This window comes from Pantoea sp. GD03673 (assembly GCF_029844725.1).
Taxonomy (GTDB): Bacteria; Pseudomonadota; Gammaproteobacteria; order Enterobacterales; family Enterobacteriaceae; genus Pantoea.
In genome coordinates this window covers 232,925-246,843 of sequence record NZ_JAOCKJ010000005.1, presented here as the reverse complement: position 1 = coordinate 246,843, position 13,919 = coordinate 232,925, and the positions used below count along the sequence as shown (strand labels likewise).

The 13,919-nt window shown below is 59.2% G+C and carries 10 protein-coding genes; 4 read left to right on the top strand and 6 right to left on the bottom strand.

Features of this window, described 5'->3' with window-relative positions:
• Positions 1-28 precede the first annotated feature (28 nt).
• The 4 genes from lplT to N5J69_RS11485 all read right to left on the bottom strand — a co-directional run bounded on the left by lplT (position 29) and on the right by N5J69_RS11485 (position 8,113).
• The gene (gene lplT / locus N5J69_RS11500) at positions 29-1,219 is read right to left on the bottom strand and encodes a lysophospholipid transporter LplT (RefSeq protein ID WP_279770401.1); all 1,191 of its coding nucleotides are present in this window, start codon (positions 1,217-1,219) and stop codon (positions 29-31) included.
• A complete protein-coding gene (gene aas, locus N5J69_RS11495) occupies positions 1,216-3,366 on the bottom strand; it encodes a bifunctional acyl-ACP--phospholipid O-acyltransferase/long-chain-fatty-acid--ACP ligase (RefSeq protein WP_279770399.1) in 2,151 nt (716 codons plus the stop codon). The genes lplT and aas overlap by 4 nt, the downstream gene beginning before the upstream one ends.
• 455 nt (positions 3,367-3,821) lie before the next feature.
• A complete protein-coding gene (locus tag N5J69_RS11490) occupies positions 3,822-5,561 on the bottom strand; it encodes a penicillin-binding transpeptidase domain-containing protein (RefSeq protein ID WP_279770397.1) in 1,740 nt (579 codons plus the stop codon).
• 278 nt (positions 5,562-5,839) lie between these two features.
• On the bottom strand, positions 5,840-8,113 hold the full coding sequence (locus N5J69_RS11485) for a molybdopterin guanine dinucleotide-containing S/N-oxide reductase (protein WP_279770396.1): 2,274 nt from the start codon (positions 8,111-8,113) through the stop codon (positions 5,840-5,842).
• Positions 8,114-8,293: 180 nt separating this feature from the next.
• Here N5J69_RS11485 and galR point away from each other — a divergent pair, with 180 nt between their 5' ends.
• From galR to nrdG, 3 genes are all read left to right on the top strand, one after another.
• Positions 8,294-9,295, top strand: a complete 1,002-nt coding sequence (gene galR / locus N5J69_RS11480; RefSeq protein ID WP_279770394.1) for an HTH-type transcriptional regulator GalR — start codon at positions 8,294-8,296, stop codon at positions 9,293-9,295.
• A gap of 212 nt (positions 9,296-9,507) precedes the next feature.
• Positions 9,508-11,646, top strand: a complete 2,139-nt coding sequence (gene nrdD, locus N5J69_RS11475) for an anaerobic ribonucleoside-triphosphate reductase (RefSeq protein ID WP_279770392.1) — start codon at positions 9,508-9,510, stop codon at positions 11,644-11,646.
• The gene (gene nrdG, locus N5J69_RS11470; protein WP_279770390.1) at positions 11,643-12,110 is read left to right on the top strand and encodes an anaerobic ribonucleoside-triphosphate reductase-activating protein; all 468 of its coding nucleotides are present in this window, start codon (positions 11,643-11,645) and stop codon (positions 12,108-12,110) included. Before nrdD ends, nrdG begins: the two co-directional genes overlap by 4 nt.
• Here the strand turns inward: nrdG and N5J69_RS11465 are convergent.
• Complete coding sequence (locus tag N5J69_RS11465; RefSeq protein ID WP_279770388.1) at positions 12,102-12,737, bottom strand: NAD-dependent epimerase/dehydratase family protein; 636 nt, start codon at positions 12,735-12,737, stop codon at positions 12,102-12,104. The two genes, nrdG and N5J69_RS11465, sit on opposite strands and share 9 nt — an antisense overlap.
• A 146-nt stretch (positions 12,738-12,883) precedes the next feature.
• Here N5J69_RS11465 and N5J69_RS11460 point away from each other — a divergent pair, with 146 nt between their 5' ends.
• Positions 12,884-13,405 (top strand): type 1 glutamine amidotransferase domain-containing protein, encoded by a 522-nt coding sequence (locus N5J69_RS11460; RefSeq protein WP_279770386.1) that lies wholly within the window; start codon positions 12,884-12,886, stop codon positions 13,403-13,405.
• Between the two features lie 40 nt (positions 13,406-13,445).
• Here the strand turns inward: N5J69_RS11460 and N5J69_RS11455 are convergent, their stop codons facing one another.
• Positions 13,446-13,874, bottom strand: coding sequence for a YhbP family protein (locus tag N5J69_RS11455; RefSeq protein WP_279770384.1), 429 nt, complete (start codon positions 13,872-13,874; stop codon positions 13,446-13,448).
• Positions 13,875-13,919 lie beyond the last annotated feature (45 nt).

Below are 13,919 nucleotides of genomic sequence, written 5' to 3'. Positions count from 1 at the left end.
GTGTCACCGGAAAGAGGCGGTGAATCCGTTAACGCTTAGCCGGTCGCCTCAGCCATAACAGCGCAATCGCCAGCGCAAACAGCACGCCAAAACCGACTCCCGTCGCTACCGCCGGTGCACCCGCCCGGATTGCCAGCGTGTAGAGCCCCAGCATGATCAGCATGGCACTGTTCTCACCCAGATTCTGCACCGCAATCGCGTTGCCTGACCCGACGCTCTCTTTGCCCCGCGCCTGCAACAGCGCATTCAGCGGCACCACAAAGAAACCGCCCAGCGCACCAATCAGCATCAGCACCAGATACGCATTCAGCAGAGAATGCTGCAGCGCGAAGACCACCACCATGACGCCAATCAGCACACCGGCTGGCATGCAGCGACGCACGGTCTCCAGCGTCACCAGCTTCGCCGCCGCCCCCGCGCCAATCACGATGCCAATAGCCACCATGGCATTCAGGGTGGTAGGCGTGGTGTTGTCATGGATACCCAGCGCCACCGGCACCCAGAGTACCAGCAGGAAACGCAGCGTGACGCCTGCCCCCCAGAACAGACTGGTGCCGATCAGTGAAAAGCGCGTCTCTGCGTCACGCCACAACAGCGTGGCGGCCTTGAAAAAGCGCCGCACCATCATGCCGACCTGCCAGCTCTGACCCGGACGAGCCGCCTGCAGTTTCGGGATAAACAGGTTCGCGACGACCGCGATGCCGTAGGTCAGTGCGCAGATCCCCAGCGCGGCAAGAATATGCCAGTCAGCCAGCATACCGCCCGCCACCGAGCCAAGCAGAATGGCAGCGATGGTGGAGGCCTCCATCAGCCCATTGGCTTTCACGAGCTTTTCGCCATGGGTGATCTCACCGAGGATGCCATATTTTGCCGGCGAGTAGGCCGCTGCGCCCGCCCCCACCAGGGTATAGCCGAGGAAGGGATTGAAGCCAAAGCAGATCACCAGCGCGCCCAGCAGCTTCAGACTGTTGGCAAGCATCATCACCCGCCCTTTTGCCATGCTGTCCGCCACCTGCCCCACAAACGGTGCCAGCAGAATGTAGGCGGCAACAAACAGCATCTGCAGCACCGGCTGGCTCCAGTCGGGGTAGAACTGACTTTTCAGCACGGCCAGCGTGGCAAACAGCAGCGCGTTATCGCCAAAAGCCGAAAAGAACTGGGCGATAATCACGGCGATCATGCCCCGTGACATGAGGGGCGCATTGCGATCAAGGCTCATGCCTGCTCCTCTTCCGCCATTTTTTTCAGCGTGACGTAATCCGGTTTCCCGCTGCCCAGCAACGGCAACTGTTTCATCACCCGGATGTCACGCGGCAGTGCCAGCTCTGGCGCACCCAGCTCACGGGCCGCTTTCTGCAGTCTGTCGCGCGTCAGCTCATCGTCGGTGGTAAACAGCACCAGTGCTTCACCGCGCTGCCCATCGGGACGCAGCGAGGCGGCATGTTGTTTATCTGGCGATGCCTTAAGGGCGATCTGCTCAACGATCTCCAGCGACACCATCTCACCGGCGATCTTCGCAAAGCGTTTGGCACGCCCCTGAATCTGGCAGAAACCGCCTTCATCGAAACTGACGATATCACCGGTGTCATACCAGCCTGCTTCCGCATTGCCTTCGCCATCGTCGGCGACCGGAACTTCCAGCACGCCAGGATTCCCGACCCGCAGATAGCCTTTCATCACGTTCGGCCCGCGCAGCTGCAGTCGTCCGCCCTGCTCAATGCCCGGCACCGACATCAGTCGTGAATCCATGCCCGGCAGAATGCGTCCTACCGTGTGTGCCTTCGCCGCCATCGGCACGTTGATTGCCACCACCGGCGCGCACTCGGTTACGCCATAGCCTTCAAGAATGCGAATGCCGTACTTCTCCATATAAACCTGACGGGTGTTCTCCTGCAGTTTCTCCGCACCTGCGACCACATAGCGCAGGCGGGCAAAATCATAGGGCGCGGCAAAGCGTGCGTAGTTGCCCAGGAACGTTGAGGTGCCAAACAGCACGGTGCAGTTACGGTCATAAACCAGCTCCGGCACGATGCGATAGTGCAGCGGGCTGGGATAGAGAAAGACCTGAGCACCGGTCATCAGCGGCGTAAACAGCCCGACGGTCAGGCCAAACGCATGGAACAGCGGCAGCGCCGACATAAAGCGGTCGCGTGGGGTGAAGTCCGCCACGGTGCGGATCTGTTCAACGTTCGCCAGCAGGCTTTTGTGTGAGTGCACGACCCCTTTGGGATTGCCTTCAGATCCGGAGGTGAACAGCACCATTGCGGCGTCTTCCGGCTGCTGGGGCAGCTGGGCGCGATGCGGCATCAGCAGGTGGGCGAGGATCCACAGCTTATCCTTGCCGGTGACGGTATCTTTGAGGTCTTCAAGATAAATCCACTGCACATCGCCCAGCCCCTGCGGCAGATGCCACAAATTGCCTTTGTCCAGGAACTGCCGCGACGTGAAAACGGTTTTGATCTGCGCGGCGGTCAGCGCCGCCTGCATGCCATTCACGCCTGCGGTGTAGTTGAGCATCGCGGGCACGCGGCCGCGCAAAGTGGCCCCGAAAATCGCTGCCGCCGTCACGGTGGTATTGGGCAGCAGCAGCCCCACCACTTCACGCGGCTGGCTGTAGCGCTCCAGAATGCGGCCCACGCCCAGTGACTTCTTCAGCAGTCCGTTATAGCTGTCGGGTTTGAAATTAACATCTTCGATGCAGCGCTTAAACGCGCCATAGCGTGTCCGTGCCGCCAGAAACGCCTCAAACAGGGTTTCACGCGGACGCACCGCCATGCGCGCTTCCATCATCACGTGATGCAGATGCTCACCGGCCAGCACGCGACGGTCACGCGCCCGTTTCGCCTCCGGCATTGGAATGCGGGTCGCGGGCAGAATAGTCAGGGTGATGCGCGGGAACAGGCGACGTTTAAACACGCCCGCCAGACGGCCGAACGGCGTGTACTCTGCGCCTTCGATGCGCATCGGCACCACGTTAGCGCCTGAACGTGCCGCGACAAAGCCCGCCCCGCTGTAGATTTTCATCAGCGAGCCGGTCACCGTAATCCGTCCTTCCGGGAAGATCACCACCGGACGGCCCGTGTCGATCAGCCGTACCAGCTGCTTCAGCGCCATAGGCCGGGTTGGATCCAGCGGCACGAAGTCGATAAAAGGTTTAACCAGACGCATAAACCAGCTTTCACTGATGGTCGAATAAATGGCAAATACCGGTTTAACGGGTAAAAACAACGCCAGCAATATGCCGTCGAGAAACGACATATGGTTCGGCGTGATCAATACCTTTTGCTTGTGCAGTTCGGCAACGTCACCCCGCAATTCGACCCGCCATAATAGTCGGAATATCAGACGTAAAAGTGTGTAAGCCATGCCAGCTCCTTAGCATCGTAAAAAATAGCCCTCACGATGCAGGATTTGACGCAGTTCGACAATAGAATTATCGCCATACAGACGCCGCATCAGGACGCCTGCCAGCCACCGCCGGCCGCGGCGATCCCGCCCTGCAACGTATTCAGCTCCCCCGTTCATCGTCTCCCTGCTGCAGCGCGGTCAGTACCGTCTGACGACAGAGGGTAACGCTGATTTACACCGCGAACGCCAGGCTGCGACGCACAGGCAAAAAAAAACCCACGCATCTGCGTGGGTCGGTGTAATAACAGGGTTCTCACTGCCGAAGCGGTGTTGTTTTCACACCCATCAATACCTCTGGGACAGCTATCCTCGCACTGATTGACCGCACGGAGACAGCAGGAAAACGCAACCGAATTCGGGGAAGTGCAACGAGGTGTGAATATCCTTCACGCCTCGCTTACACACTGATTTAATTAAGATTTATCCGAAGCATTGGCCGCAGGTCTGGTATAGATAGCATCCGGCGCAACGTTCATGTGCTTCAGTACCGGCCCCATGATATTGCCGAACACCGGTGCAGCGACCGAGCCACCAAAGTGATCCCCCGCCGTCGGATGGTTAATCATCACCACCAGCGCCACTTCAGGATGGCTGGCGGGTGCAATACCGGCGGTGTAGTTGACGTAGCCGCCATCATACTTACCGCTGGTGCCCATCTTTTCCGCCGTACCGGTTTTGGTTGCCAGACGGTAGCCCGGCACCGCGGCTTTCAGCCCGGTTCCGCCCGGCAGCACATCGCTCTCCAGCATATGCACCACCTCTCTCACCGTTTCCGGGTTAGCGACCTGCCGTCCCATGACCGGTGGCGTGACGCGGGTGATCGACAGCGGACGGTAGACGCCATAAGCGCCGAGCGTGGCGTATTCGCGGGCAATCTGCAGCGGCGTCACGCGCAGGCCATAGCCAAAGGAGAAGGTCGCCCGCTCAATATCAGCCCAGCGGGCGCGGTGCAGCGGGAAGTAGCCGACGCTTTCGCCGGTCAGCCCTAATCCGGTCGGTTTGCCCAGCCCAAACGCATGATAGGTATTCACCAGCGCTTCGGCGGGCATCGCCAGCGCGAGATGCGAGACCCCGATGTCGCTCGATTTTTGCAGAATGCCGGTCATGGTGAGACGCGGCCAGTGGCCGACGTCGCGGATCAGATGGCCGTTAACGCTGTAAGGCGTGGTGTCGATCACCGAGTCCGCACGCACCAGATGGCGTTCCAGCGCTTCCATCACCACCAGCGGCTTGACGGTCGATCCTGGTTCGTAGCTGTCATTGATGGCCGAGTTACGCATCTGCGCCGGGGTAGCCCCTTCATAGTTGTTGGGGTTGAATGAGGGATAGGAGGCCATCGCCAGAATCTCGCCGGTGTCGATTTTCACCAGCACGGCCGCTCCCGAATCCGCCTTGTTGATCAGCACGCCGTCGCGCAGTTTGCTGTAAAGCGTGTACTGGTCATATTTGTCGATGCTGAGCTGAACGGTGGGTGGCTGCGTCGGCGGCTGGTAGTTGATCATCGCGATGATATTGCCCGCCGCATCCTGACGATAGACCTCTTTGCCCGGCTCGCCCTGCAACACCTTATCAAAACCTTTTTCCAGCCCGTTCAGGCCGACGTTATCCGCGCCAACGATGCCGATCAGCGGCGCTGAAGCTTCGCTCATCGGATAGAAACGGCTGTCGTCATACACTTCACTGATGCCTTTCAGCTTCAGCTCTTTAATGTCTTTGGCAATGCCCAGCTCCACTTTACGTCCCAGATAGAGAAAGCGACGTTTCGGATTGGCGGTGATCTGCGCCGCCAGCTCTTCGGGACGGGTGTTGAGCGCGGCAGCAAGATAGGCCCATTTCGCACTGGTAAAATCGGGGTTGCTCTCCAGCACGCGCTGCGGATCGGCAATGACGTCGCGCGACGGGACGCTGAGCGCCAGCGCTTCGCCGTTACGATCCAACAGGGTGCCACGGCTGGTGGGCAGCGTGACGGTTCGCAGCGATCGCTGATCCGCTTCGTGCTCCAGCATAGGCTGATTCAGGAACTGCAGGTCCGCTACACGCGCCAGCAGGACAACCAGACAGGTCATAACGCCCAGGCAGATTAGCCGAAAACGAAACGGGTTAAACGGCGCTTTTATCTGGTCTTTTCCCAGTAGTTTTTTAATCCGGGGCATGGCATTCCGCTGCGCAAAATAAAGAGAAAGGGGCTGGTGCCAGCAGTTATAAAGAAAGCGCTGGCGGTATAACAGGAAAACTGTGTATCAGATCGTTATCGGCAGCAGATTGCGGGCAAAAAAAACCTGCGCATCTGCGCAGGTTGGTGTAATCAAGAAAATCTATTGATGTTCACCCATCAATACCTCTGGGACCCTGAATGTAGCAAAGGGGATTGATCGGCTGCCATCACTCAAACGCAACAGTTACCGGCAAAATGTAACCAGCCATGAGATCCTTACGCTATTGTGCAATCCTGATGTTTTTTGATTTCCACCAGACAACTCATGGCGTTGGGCCCCTGCGTCAGCGACGAGGTGCCGATGTCGAGCGTCAGCACGTTCGGGTTCCCGGCGCGATCGTAAGGGTGCCACGCCTGGCCGAAGCCGGGGTCAAACCAGGCACCGGTGGCGATAATCACCACGCCCTGCGTCAGGCCCTCTGTGATCCGCACGCCCGCCAGCATCACACCACGTGCGTTGCTCACCTCAATCACATCGCCCGCCACCAGCCCGCGTGCTTCCGCATCCTGCGGATGCATGTAAAGCGTTTCGTGTCCGGCCGTTTTATTGCCCTGCACCGTGTCGGTGGCATCCAGCTGACTGTGTAACCGGTCGGACGGCTGAATCGAGATCATGTGTAACGGATAGTCGCCGCTGATCGGCGAACCAAGCCACTCCTGCGGTTCACGCCATTCCGGGTGACCGGCGAAATCGTCCAGTTGGTAGTCCGCAATGGTCTGGCTGAACAGCTCGATTTTGCCGCTGGCGGTTTTAATCGGATTCGCCTGCGGATCCGCACGGAAATCCTCCATAAACTGATAAGGCCTGCCGCCTTCCGGAATTTCCACAAAGCCGCGCTGCCAGAATTCATCAAATTCGGGGAAATCGATGCCTTTGCGCTGATGCGCGGTCGCACACTGCTGATAAAGATGGGCGATCCACTGCATCTCGTTGCGCCCTTCGGTGAACGTGTCGCGATAACCGAGGCGCTCTGCCAGGTCAGCAAAAATATCGAAGTCGTTGCGCGCCTGGTGCTGCGGCTTAATCGCCTGATGCATCGCCAGCACAAAGCGGTCACGTGAGGAGCCGCCGATGTCGTTGCGCTCCAGCGTGGTGGTCGCGGGCAGCACGATGTCCGCCATCTGCGCGGCGGGCGTCCAGACGATATCCTGTACCACCACCGTATCGGGCCGTTGCCAGCCTTCCACCAGCCGGTTCAGCTGCTGGTGATGGTGGAAAGGATTGCCACCCGCCCAGTGCACCATATGGATGTCGGGATAGTGCAGGGTTTCGCCCTGGAAGTGATAGGGCTGGCCGGGATTGAGCAGCATATCGCTGATGCGCGCCACCGGAATCGACAGCCCGCCGGGATTAGGCCCGGTGCTCATCATGGGTGCTGGCCCTTCCTGACGCGGGTTGCCCACGCTGTTCATCGACCCGTGGCCAAAGGAGAACCCCGCACCTGGCAGGCCGGGCTGGCCGAGCATTGAGGAGAGCGCAATCATCATCCAGTAAGGCTGTTCGCCGCGATGGGCGCGCTGCACGGAATAGGAGCAGGTAATAAAGCTGCGTTTGCCGGTCAGCTGCTGCGCCAGCTGCACAATTCGGTCTGCCGGAATGCCGGTGATACGGCTGGCCCAGCCAGCGGTTTTCGCTACGCCGTCGGTCTCGCCCAGCAGATAGGCGCGCAGCTGCGGCCAGCCCGTACAGTGGCTGGCGAGAAACGCTTCATCTGCCGCGCCGCGCCGGGTGATCTCATGACCCAGCGCCAGCATCAGCGCCACATCGGTATTGGGGCGAATCGGGATCCACTCGGCGTTCACAAAGTCCGGGCAGTCATCGCGCATCGGGCTGATGTTGATCACCGGCGTGCCTTTAGCCGCCAGCTGCATCAGCGCCGGTTTCAGGCTGTGCTGCCCTGCCCCCCCGGAAGCAACCTGGGCGTTTATCAGCGCCAGTCCGCCAAAGGCGACAAAAATTTCGGCATGTTCCACCACCTGCGGCCATTCGGTGACGCGCCCGGTCAGCGGCATATAGGTGCCAATCACATAAGGCAGGAAGAACTGCGCGGCACCCCAGCTGTAGTTACCCTGCTGATCGACGCCGCCCCCGCCCTGAAAGTAGAAGCGACGCACCAGCGTGCGGGCATGGTTGACGCGTCCGGCCGACGACCAGCCGTAGGAGCCGTTGAAAATGCCCGACGCACCGTAGCGCGCACGGACGCGGCGATTCTCTTCCGCCACCAGATCCAGCGCGGTTTCCCAGTCAACGGCGACAAAATCTTCCCGGCCACGCAGCGTGCGGTCGCTCTTTTCGCGTGACTTCAGCCACGAGCGGCGCACCATCGGCTGGCGAATGCGTTTGTCGGAGTAAACCAGTTCAGGGATGGTGTGGATCATCGGAGACGGATCGGCATCAGCGAAGAAAGGTTCGCAGCCAATCAGGCGATCGTTTTCAGTGACGGCGGTAAACGCGCCCCAGTGCGCCAGATGTGGCACTTTGGTTTTCATCGTTGTTTTTCACGGTAGCCAGGTGGGAGCCTGAGCATAACATGGTGCAACGGCTGAGCAGAAGATGTGCCGCATGGTCCGATTTTGCGACGACGCTGGCATTCTGTCGGGTTGATGTGTCCGCCCTTTTCCGTAACACTGATGCGATGTGTAAACGTTTTCCCCAAAGCAGGTCAACGCATGGCTACCATAAAGGATGTTGCGCGACTGGCTGGCGTTTCTGTCGCCACAGTCTCCCGTGTAATCAATAATTCTCCCAAAGCCAGCGACAGCTCCCGGCAGGCCGTAGGCCAGGCAATGGAGCAGCTTCAGTATCACCCGAATGCCAACGCACGTGCGCTGGCGCAGCAATCGACCGAAACGCTCGGCCTGATTGTCGGTGACGTCTCCGATCCCTTTTTTGGCGCAATGGTTAAAGCGGTTGATGAGGTCGCAGGCGACACCGGTAACTTTTTGCTGATTGGTAACGGTTACCATAATGAGCAAAAAGAGCGGCAGGCCATTGAACAACTGATGCGTCACCGCTGCGCGGCGCTGGTGGTTCACGCCAAAAAAATTCCCGATGCCGAACTGGAAGTGCTGATGAAGCAGGTGCCGGGTATGGTGGTGCTGAACCGCCTGATAAAAGGCTTTGAAAAGCGCTGTATTGCGCTCGACGATCGCTACGGCGCCTGGCTGGCAACGCGTCATCTGATCCAGCTCGGCCATCAGAATATTGCCTTTATCTGTTCGACCCACACCATTTCCGATGCCGAAGATCGCCTGCAGGGTTATTACGATGCGCTGAAAGAACACGGTCTGCCGTGCAGCGATCGGCTCGTGACCTGGGGTGAGCCGGACGAAGTGGGCGGCGAGCAGGCGATGACGGAACTGCTGGGGCGTGGCAGGAATTTCACCGCCGTCGCCTGCTACAACGACTCCATGGCGGCAGGCGCGCTGGCGGTGCTGAGCGATAACGGCGTCCGCGTACCGGAAGAGATGTCGCTGATCGGCTTCGATGATGTGCTGGTGTCGCGCTATGTGCGACCACGCCTCACCACCGTCCGCTATCCCATTGTCACCATGGCGCAGCAGGCGGCCCAGCTGGCACTGGCGCTGGCCAACGATCTGCCGCTGCCGGAAGTGACCCACATGTTCAGCCCGACGCTGGTGCGCCGCCATTCAGTCAGCGGCCCGGCCTGACGTCACGTCGGCGGGTTCAGCACGTCAGCGCTGCCCGCCGCTCCCCCGCACCAAACGGCAACCTGTCCCCCCATTTTTACACCAGCCAGCATGATCCACCATGTTGAGGCTTCTTTGTTTCAGGTCAAACCGGCGCGTATTAATTTCCGAAAATCACTACATGTAGGGATTAGAATCAACCCCGACCCCATATGTAGTTAACGGAGAGAGAAATGGCGAGGGTGGTAATCAAGCGTGATGGATGCCGGACTGGCTTTGATGCGCAGCGTATTGAGCAGGCCGTGGCGGCGGCGGCTAAGGCAGCAGACGTCGACGATGCGGCCTGGTGCGCGCAGGTCGCTGAGCGCGTTGCCCTGCGGCTGGCCGATCGTCCGGAAGTGGCTATCAGTGAGATTCAGTGTGCGGTAGAAGAGACGCTGATGGCGGGCCCTTACCCGCAACTGGCGCGCGCCTGGATTGAGTACCGTCACGATCGCGATGTCGCCCGCGATCGTCAGAGCCAGTTACATCACGCCATTCGCGGTCTGGTCGATCAGACTAACGCGGCGCTGCTGAACGAGAATGCCAATAAAGACAGCAAAGTGATCCCGACACAGCGCGATCTGCTGGCCGGGATCGTGGCGAAGCACTACGCACAGCAGCAGATCCTGCCGCGCGATATCGTCCTGGCGCATGAGCGCGGTGAGATCCACTATCACGATCTCGACTATTCGCCCTTCTTCCCGATGTTCAACTGCATGCTGATCGATCTTAAAGGCATGCTGACCAATGGTTTCAAAATGGGCAATGCTGAGATCGAGCCACCGAAGTCGATCGCCACCGCCACCGCCGTGACGGCGCAGATCATCGCGCAGGTTGCCAGCCACATTTACGGCGGCACCACCATTAACCGCATTGATGAAGTGCTGGCCCCGTTTGTTGAGCAGAGCTATGCCCGGCATCTGGCCATTGCTGAACAGTGGCAGATCCCGCAGTCAGAGCGTTATGCGCGCCAGCGGACGGAGAAGGAGTGCTACGACGCCTTTCAGTCACTGGAGTATGAGGTGAATACCCTGCACACCGCCAACGGCCAGACGCCGTTTGTCACTTTTGGTTTCGGTCTGGGGACTGACTGGGCGGCCCGGCTGATCCAGCAGTCGATTCTGCGTAACCGGCTGGCCGGACTGGGCAAAAATCGCAAAACGGCGGTGTTTCCTAAACTGGTGTTCAGCATTCGTGAAGGCGTTAACCGCCGGGCGGGCGACGTCAATTACGACATTAAGCAACTGGCGCTGGAATGCGCCAGCAAGCGGATGTATCCCGACATCCTCAATTACGATCAGGTGGTGAAAGTCACCGGCTCGTTCAAAACCCCGATGGGCTGCCGCAGCTTCCTGGGCGTTTATGAAGAGAATGGCGAGCAGATCCATGAAGGCCGCAACAACATTGGCGTGATCAGCCTGAACCTGCCGCGCATCGCGCTGGAAGCAGCGGGCGATGAAGCGCGTTTCTGGACGCTGCTCGATGCGCGCCTGCTGCTGGCTAAGCGGGCGCTGATGACGCGGGTGGCGCGCCTGGAGAAGACCAAAGCACGCGTCGCGCCCATCCTCTACATGGAAGGGGCCTGTGGCGTCCGGCTGAAGGCCGATGATGAGGTGGGGCCGATTTTCCGCAATGGGCGTGCGTCACTGTCGCTGGGCTACATCGGCCTGCACGAAACCCTGAATGCGCTCAGCGGCGGTCACCAGCACCCCTATGATGACGCGGCACTGCGCGCTAAAGGCGTGGAGATCATTGCGTATATGCGCGAGGCAACCGAGCGCTGGAAAGCAGAAACAGGCTACGGTTTCAGCCTTTACAGCACGCCGAGCGAGAATCTGTGCGACCGCTTCTGTCGTCTTGATGCAGCGCAGTTTGGTCTGGTGCCGGGTGTCACCGACAAGGGCTATTACACCAACAGCTTCCACCTCGACGTTGAGAAGAAAGTGAATCCCTATGACAAGATCGACTTTGAAGCACCCTATCCGCCGCTGGCGAATGGCGGATTCATCTGTTACGGCGAATACCCGAACGTGCAGCACAACCTCAAGGCGCTGGAGGATGTCTGGGATTACAGCTACGACCGCGTGCCCTATTACGGCACCAATACGCCGATTGATGAGTGCTATGAGTGCGGGTTCAATGGCGAGTTCACCTGTACCAGCCGTGGTTTCACCTGCCCGAATTGCGGCAACCATGACCCGGCGCGCGTCTCTGTGACACGGCGGGTCTGCGGCTATCTGGGCAGCCCGGATGCCCGGCCTTTTAACGCCGGTAAGCAGCAGGAAGTACAGCGTCGGGTGAAACATCTGGCAGAAGGACCGCTGGGATGATGCATATCCATCGCTACTACGATGTGGATATCGTTAATGGCCCCGGCACCCGCTGCACGCTGTTTGTTGCCGGTTGCGAACATCAGTGCCGTGGCTGCTACAACCAGAGCACCTGGCGTACTGATTCCGGCGAGCCCTTTACGCTGGCGATGGAGGAGCAACTGCTGGCGGATTTGCAGGACACACGCATTCCGCGCCAGGGATTGTCGCTGAGCGGCGGCGATCCGCTGCATCCGCACAACGTACCGCACATTCGTCGGCTGGTGAAACGGGTGCGGCAGACGTGCCCCGGTAAAGATATCTGGCTCTGGACCGGCTACCGGATGCAGGAGCTGAATGCGGCGCAGCGTGCCGTGCTGATCTATCTCGATGTGCTGATCGATGGCCGCTTTGTTGAAGAGGAGAAGGATGCCACGCTGCAATGGCGCGGCAGCCGCAATCAGATTATCTGGCAGTTACGCTGAATGACGCGGGATGTCGCCCGACTCAATGATGTTGACGCTCTCACCCCCCGGCGTGAACGCCTGCTCATGCAGACAGCGTGCCACGTCGCGTGCGTGGACCGCCCGCCAGTTGCCTGGCAAAAGCGAGAACAGCGGCCCCGCCAGGCTTTCACCCCGGCGTGTCTGCGCACGATCCCCCAGCAGCAGTGACGGCCGCACCAGCGTCAGACGCGGCCAGCCCTGATGACGCAGGGCATTTTCCATTTCGCCTTTGACGCGATTATACAAAAACGGCGAGTGACGGCTGGCACCGTGTGCGCTGACGACCAGCATCTGCTTCGCCCCCAGACGTAACCCGCTTAGTCCGCTGTCCACAACCAGGGTGTAATCGACGTGGATAAAGGCCTGTTTGCTGCCCGCCTGCCTGCGCGTAGTGCCCAGACAGCAGAATACCGTGTCCAGCGAGCTTTGCAGCGGCCCCAGCACATCCGTAAGATCGGCTTCAACCGGATTGACCACTTTGCGCATCGCGGGCAGTGGCCGACGGGTGGGCGCGATGATTTCATCAACGCGTGGATCCTCAATCAGTAAGCGCAGCAGATGCGACCCGACTAAGCCGGTGGCACCGGTCAGTAATACGCGATTCATCTCAGATTCGTCCTTATTTCACTGCTGACAGCTTAAAAGATAGCTGATCTTAACGGGCTGGCTTGCGTTCTCACGCTCAGCGACCAGGCTTACAGCGTTAACCTGAAAGCGCGCCTCGCGCTCCACATATTTAAGGAGGAAAAAAGATGAGCAAGAAAGTTGCGGTTTTGATTACCGATGAATTTGAAGACTCAGAATTTACCTCACCTGCGGAAGCCTACAAAGGCGCTGGTTTTGAGGTGGTGACCATTGAGAAACAGGCCGGTAATGTCATAAAGGGCAAGAAAGGCGAAGCGGAAGTGACCATCGATCGCAGCATTGATGACGTCAGCCCGGCAGAATTTGATGCCCTGCTGCTGCCAGGCGGCCATTCGCCAGACGCCCTGCGCGGTGACGATCGTTTCGTCGCCTTTACCAAAGAGTTTGTCGCCAGCGGCAAACCGATCTTTGCCATCTGCCACGGTCCACAGCTGCTGATTAGCGCGAATGGCGTGCGCGGTCGCAAGATGACCACCGTTAAAGCCGTTGCCATTGACCTGATCAATGCCGGTGCTGACTTCCATGACAAGGAAGTGGTGGTGGACGGCGATAAGCTGGTCACCAGCCGGACGCCGGACGATTTACCCGCCTTTAATCGTGAATCCCTGCGGATCCTCGAAGCGCTGTAAACCCGCTACGCTACGCCCTTTTCTGCTGAAAGGGGCGTGGTTATTTCTCCCGCTGCCAGGCAATTTTTTTGCCGAATCCCAGCGCATTATCCGTCATCTTTACCTCATCCAGCACAATCTCCCACAGCGGAGCCGACACCTTGCGTGAGATCGGAAAACGTTTTTGATAGGCGGCTCGGGCACGCTGCTCTGTTGCCTCCTCCAGCCGTTTAACCCGGCCACGATACTGCACCCCTTTAATCAGCAGCACGCTGCGGGGCTGGCCATTGATGGTGCCCGCAACCTGCGGATTCTGCGCCATCAGTTCACCGTGGCGGGTATCGGGTTCGGTCATGATCCAGAAGACCATCTGCGTTTCATCAAAGACGTAGTAGCAGTTAGCGCACCAGAGTTGATCGCCGGCGGTACAGCAGAGTGAAAGCACATGCTGCTTTCTGAGGTAGCGAACCAGATGGGCGTGATCGGACAAGATAAACTCCTGGCGGTGCACCGGAACGTGAAGCACGCTACACTG

Bases quoted from the DNA above. Each gene is read 5' to 3' on its own strand.
- nrdD (WP_279770392.1), top strand. From the start codon at position 9,508: ATGGCGAGGGTGGTAATCAAGCGTGATGGATGCCGGACTGGCTTTGAT.
- nrdG (WP_279770390.1), top strand. From the start codon at position 11,643: ATGATGCATATCCATCGCTACTACGATGTGGATATCGTTAATGGCCCC.
- N5J69_RS11485 (WP_279770396.1), bottom strand. From the start codon at position 8,113: ATGAAAACCAAAGTGCCACATCTGGCGCACTGGGGCGCGTTTACCGCC.
- lplT (WP_279770401.1), bottom strand. From the start codon at position 1,219: ATGAGCCTTGATCGCAATGCGCCCCTCATGTCACGGGGCATGATCGCC.
- N5J69_RS11460 (WP_279770386.1), top strand. From the start codon at position 12,884: ATGAGCAAGAAAGTTGCGGTTTTGATTACCGATGAATTTGAAGACTCA.
- aas (WP_279770399.1), bottom strand. From the start codon at position 3,366: ATGGCTTACACACTTTTACGTCTGATATTCCGACTATTATGGCGGGTC.
- galR (WP_279770394.1), top strand. From the start codon at position 8,294: ATGGCTACCATAAAGGATGTTGCGCGACTGGCTGGCGTTTCTGTCGCC.
- N5J69_RS11465 (WP_279770388.1), bottom strand. From the start codon at position 12,737: ATGAATCGCGTATTACTGACCGGTGCCACCGGCTTAGTCGGGTCGCAT.
- N5J69_RS11490 (WP_279770397.1), bottom strand. From the start codon at position 5,561: ATGCCCCGGATTAAAAAACTACTGGGAAAAGACCAGATAAAAGCGCCG.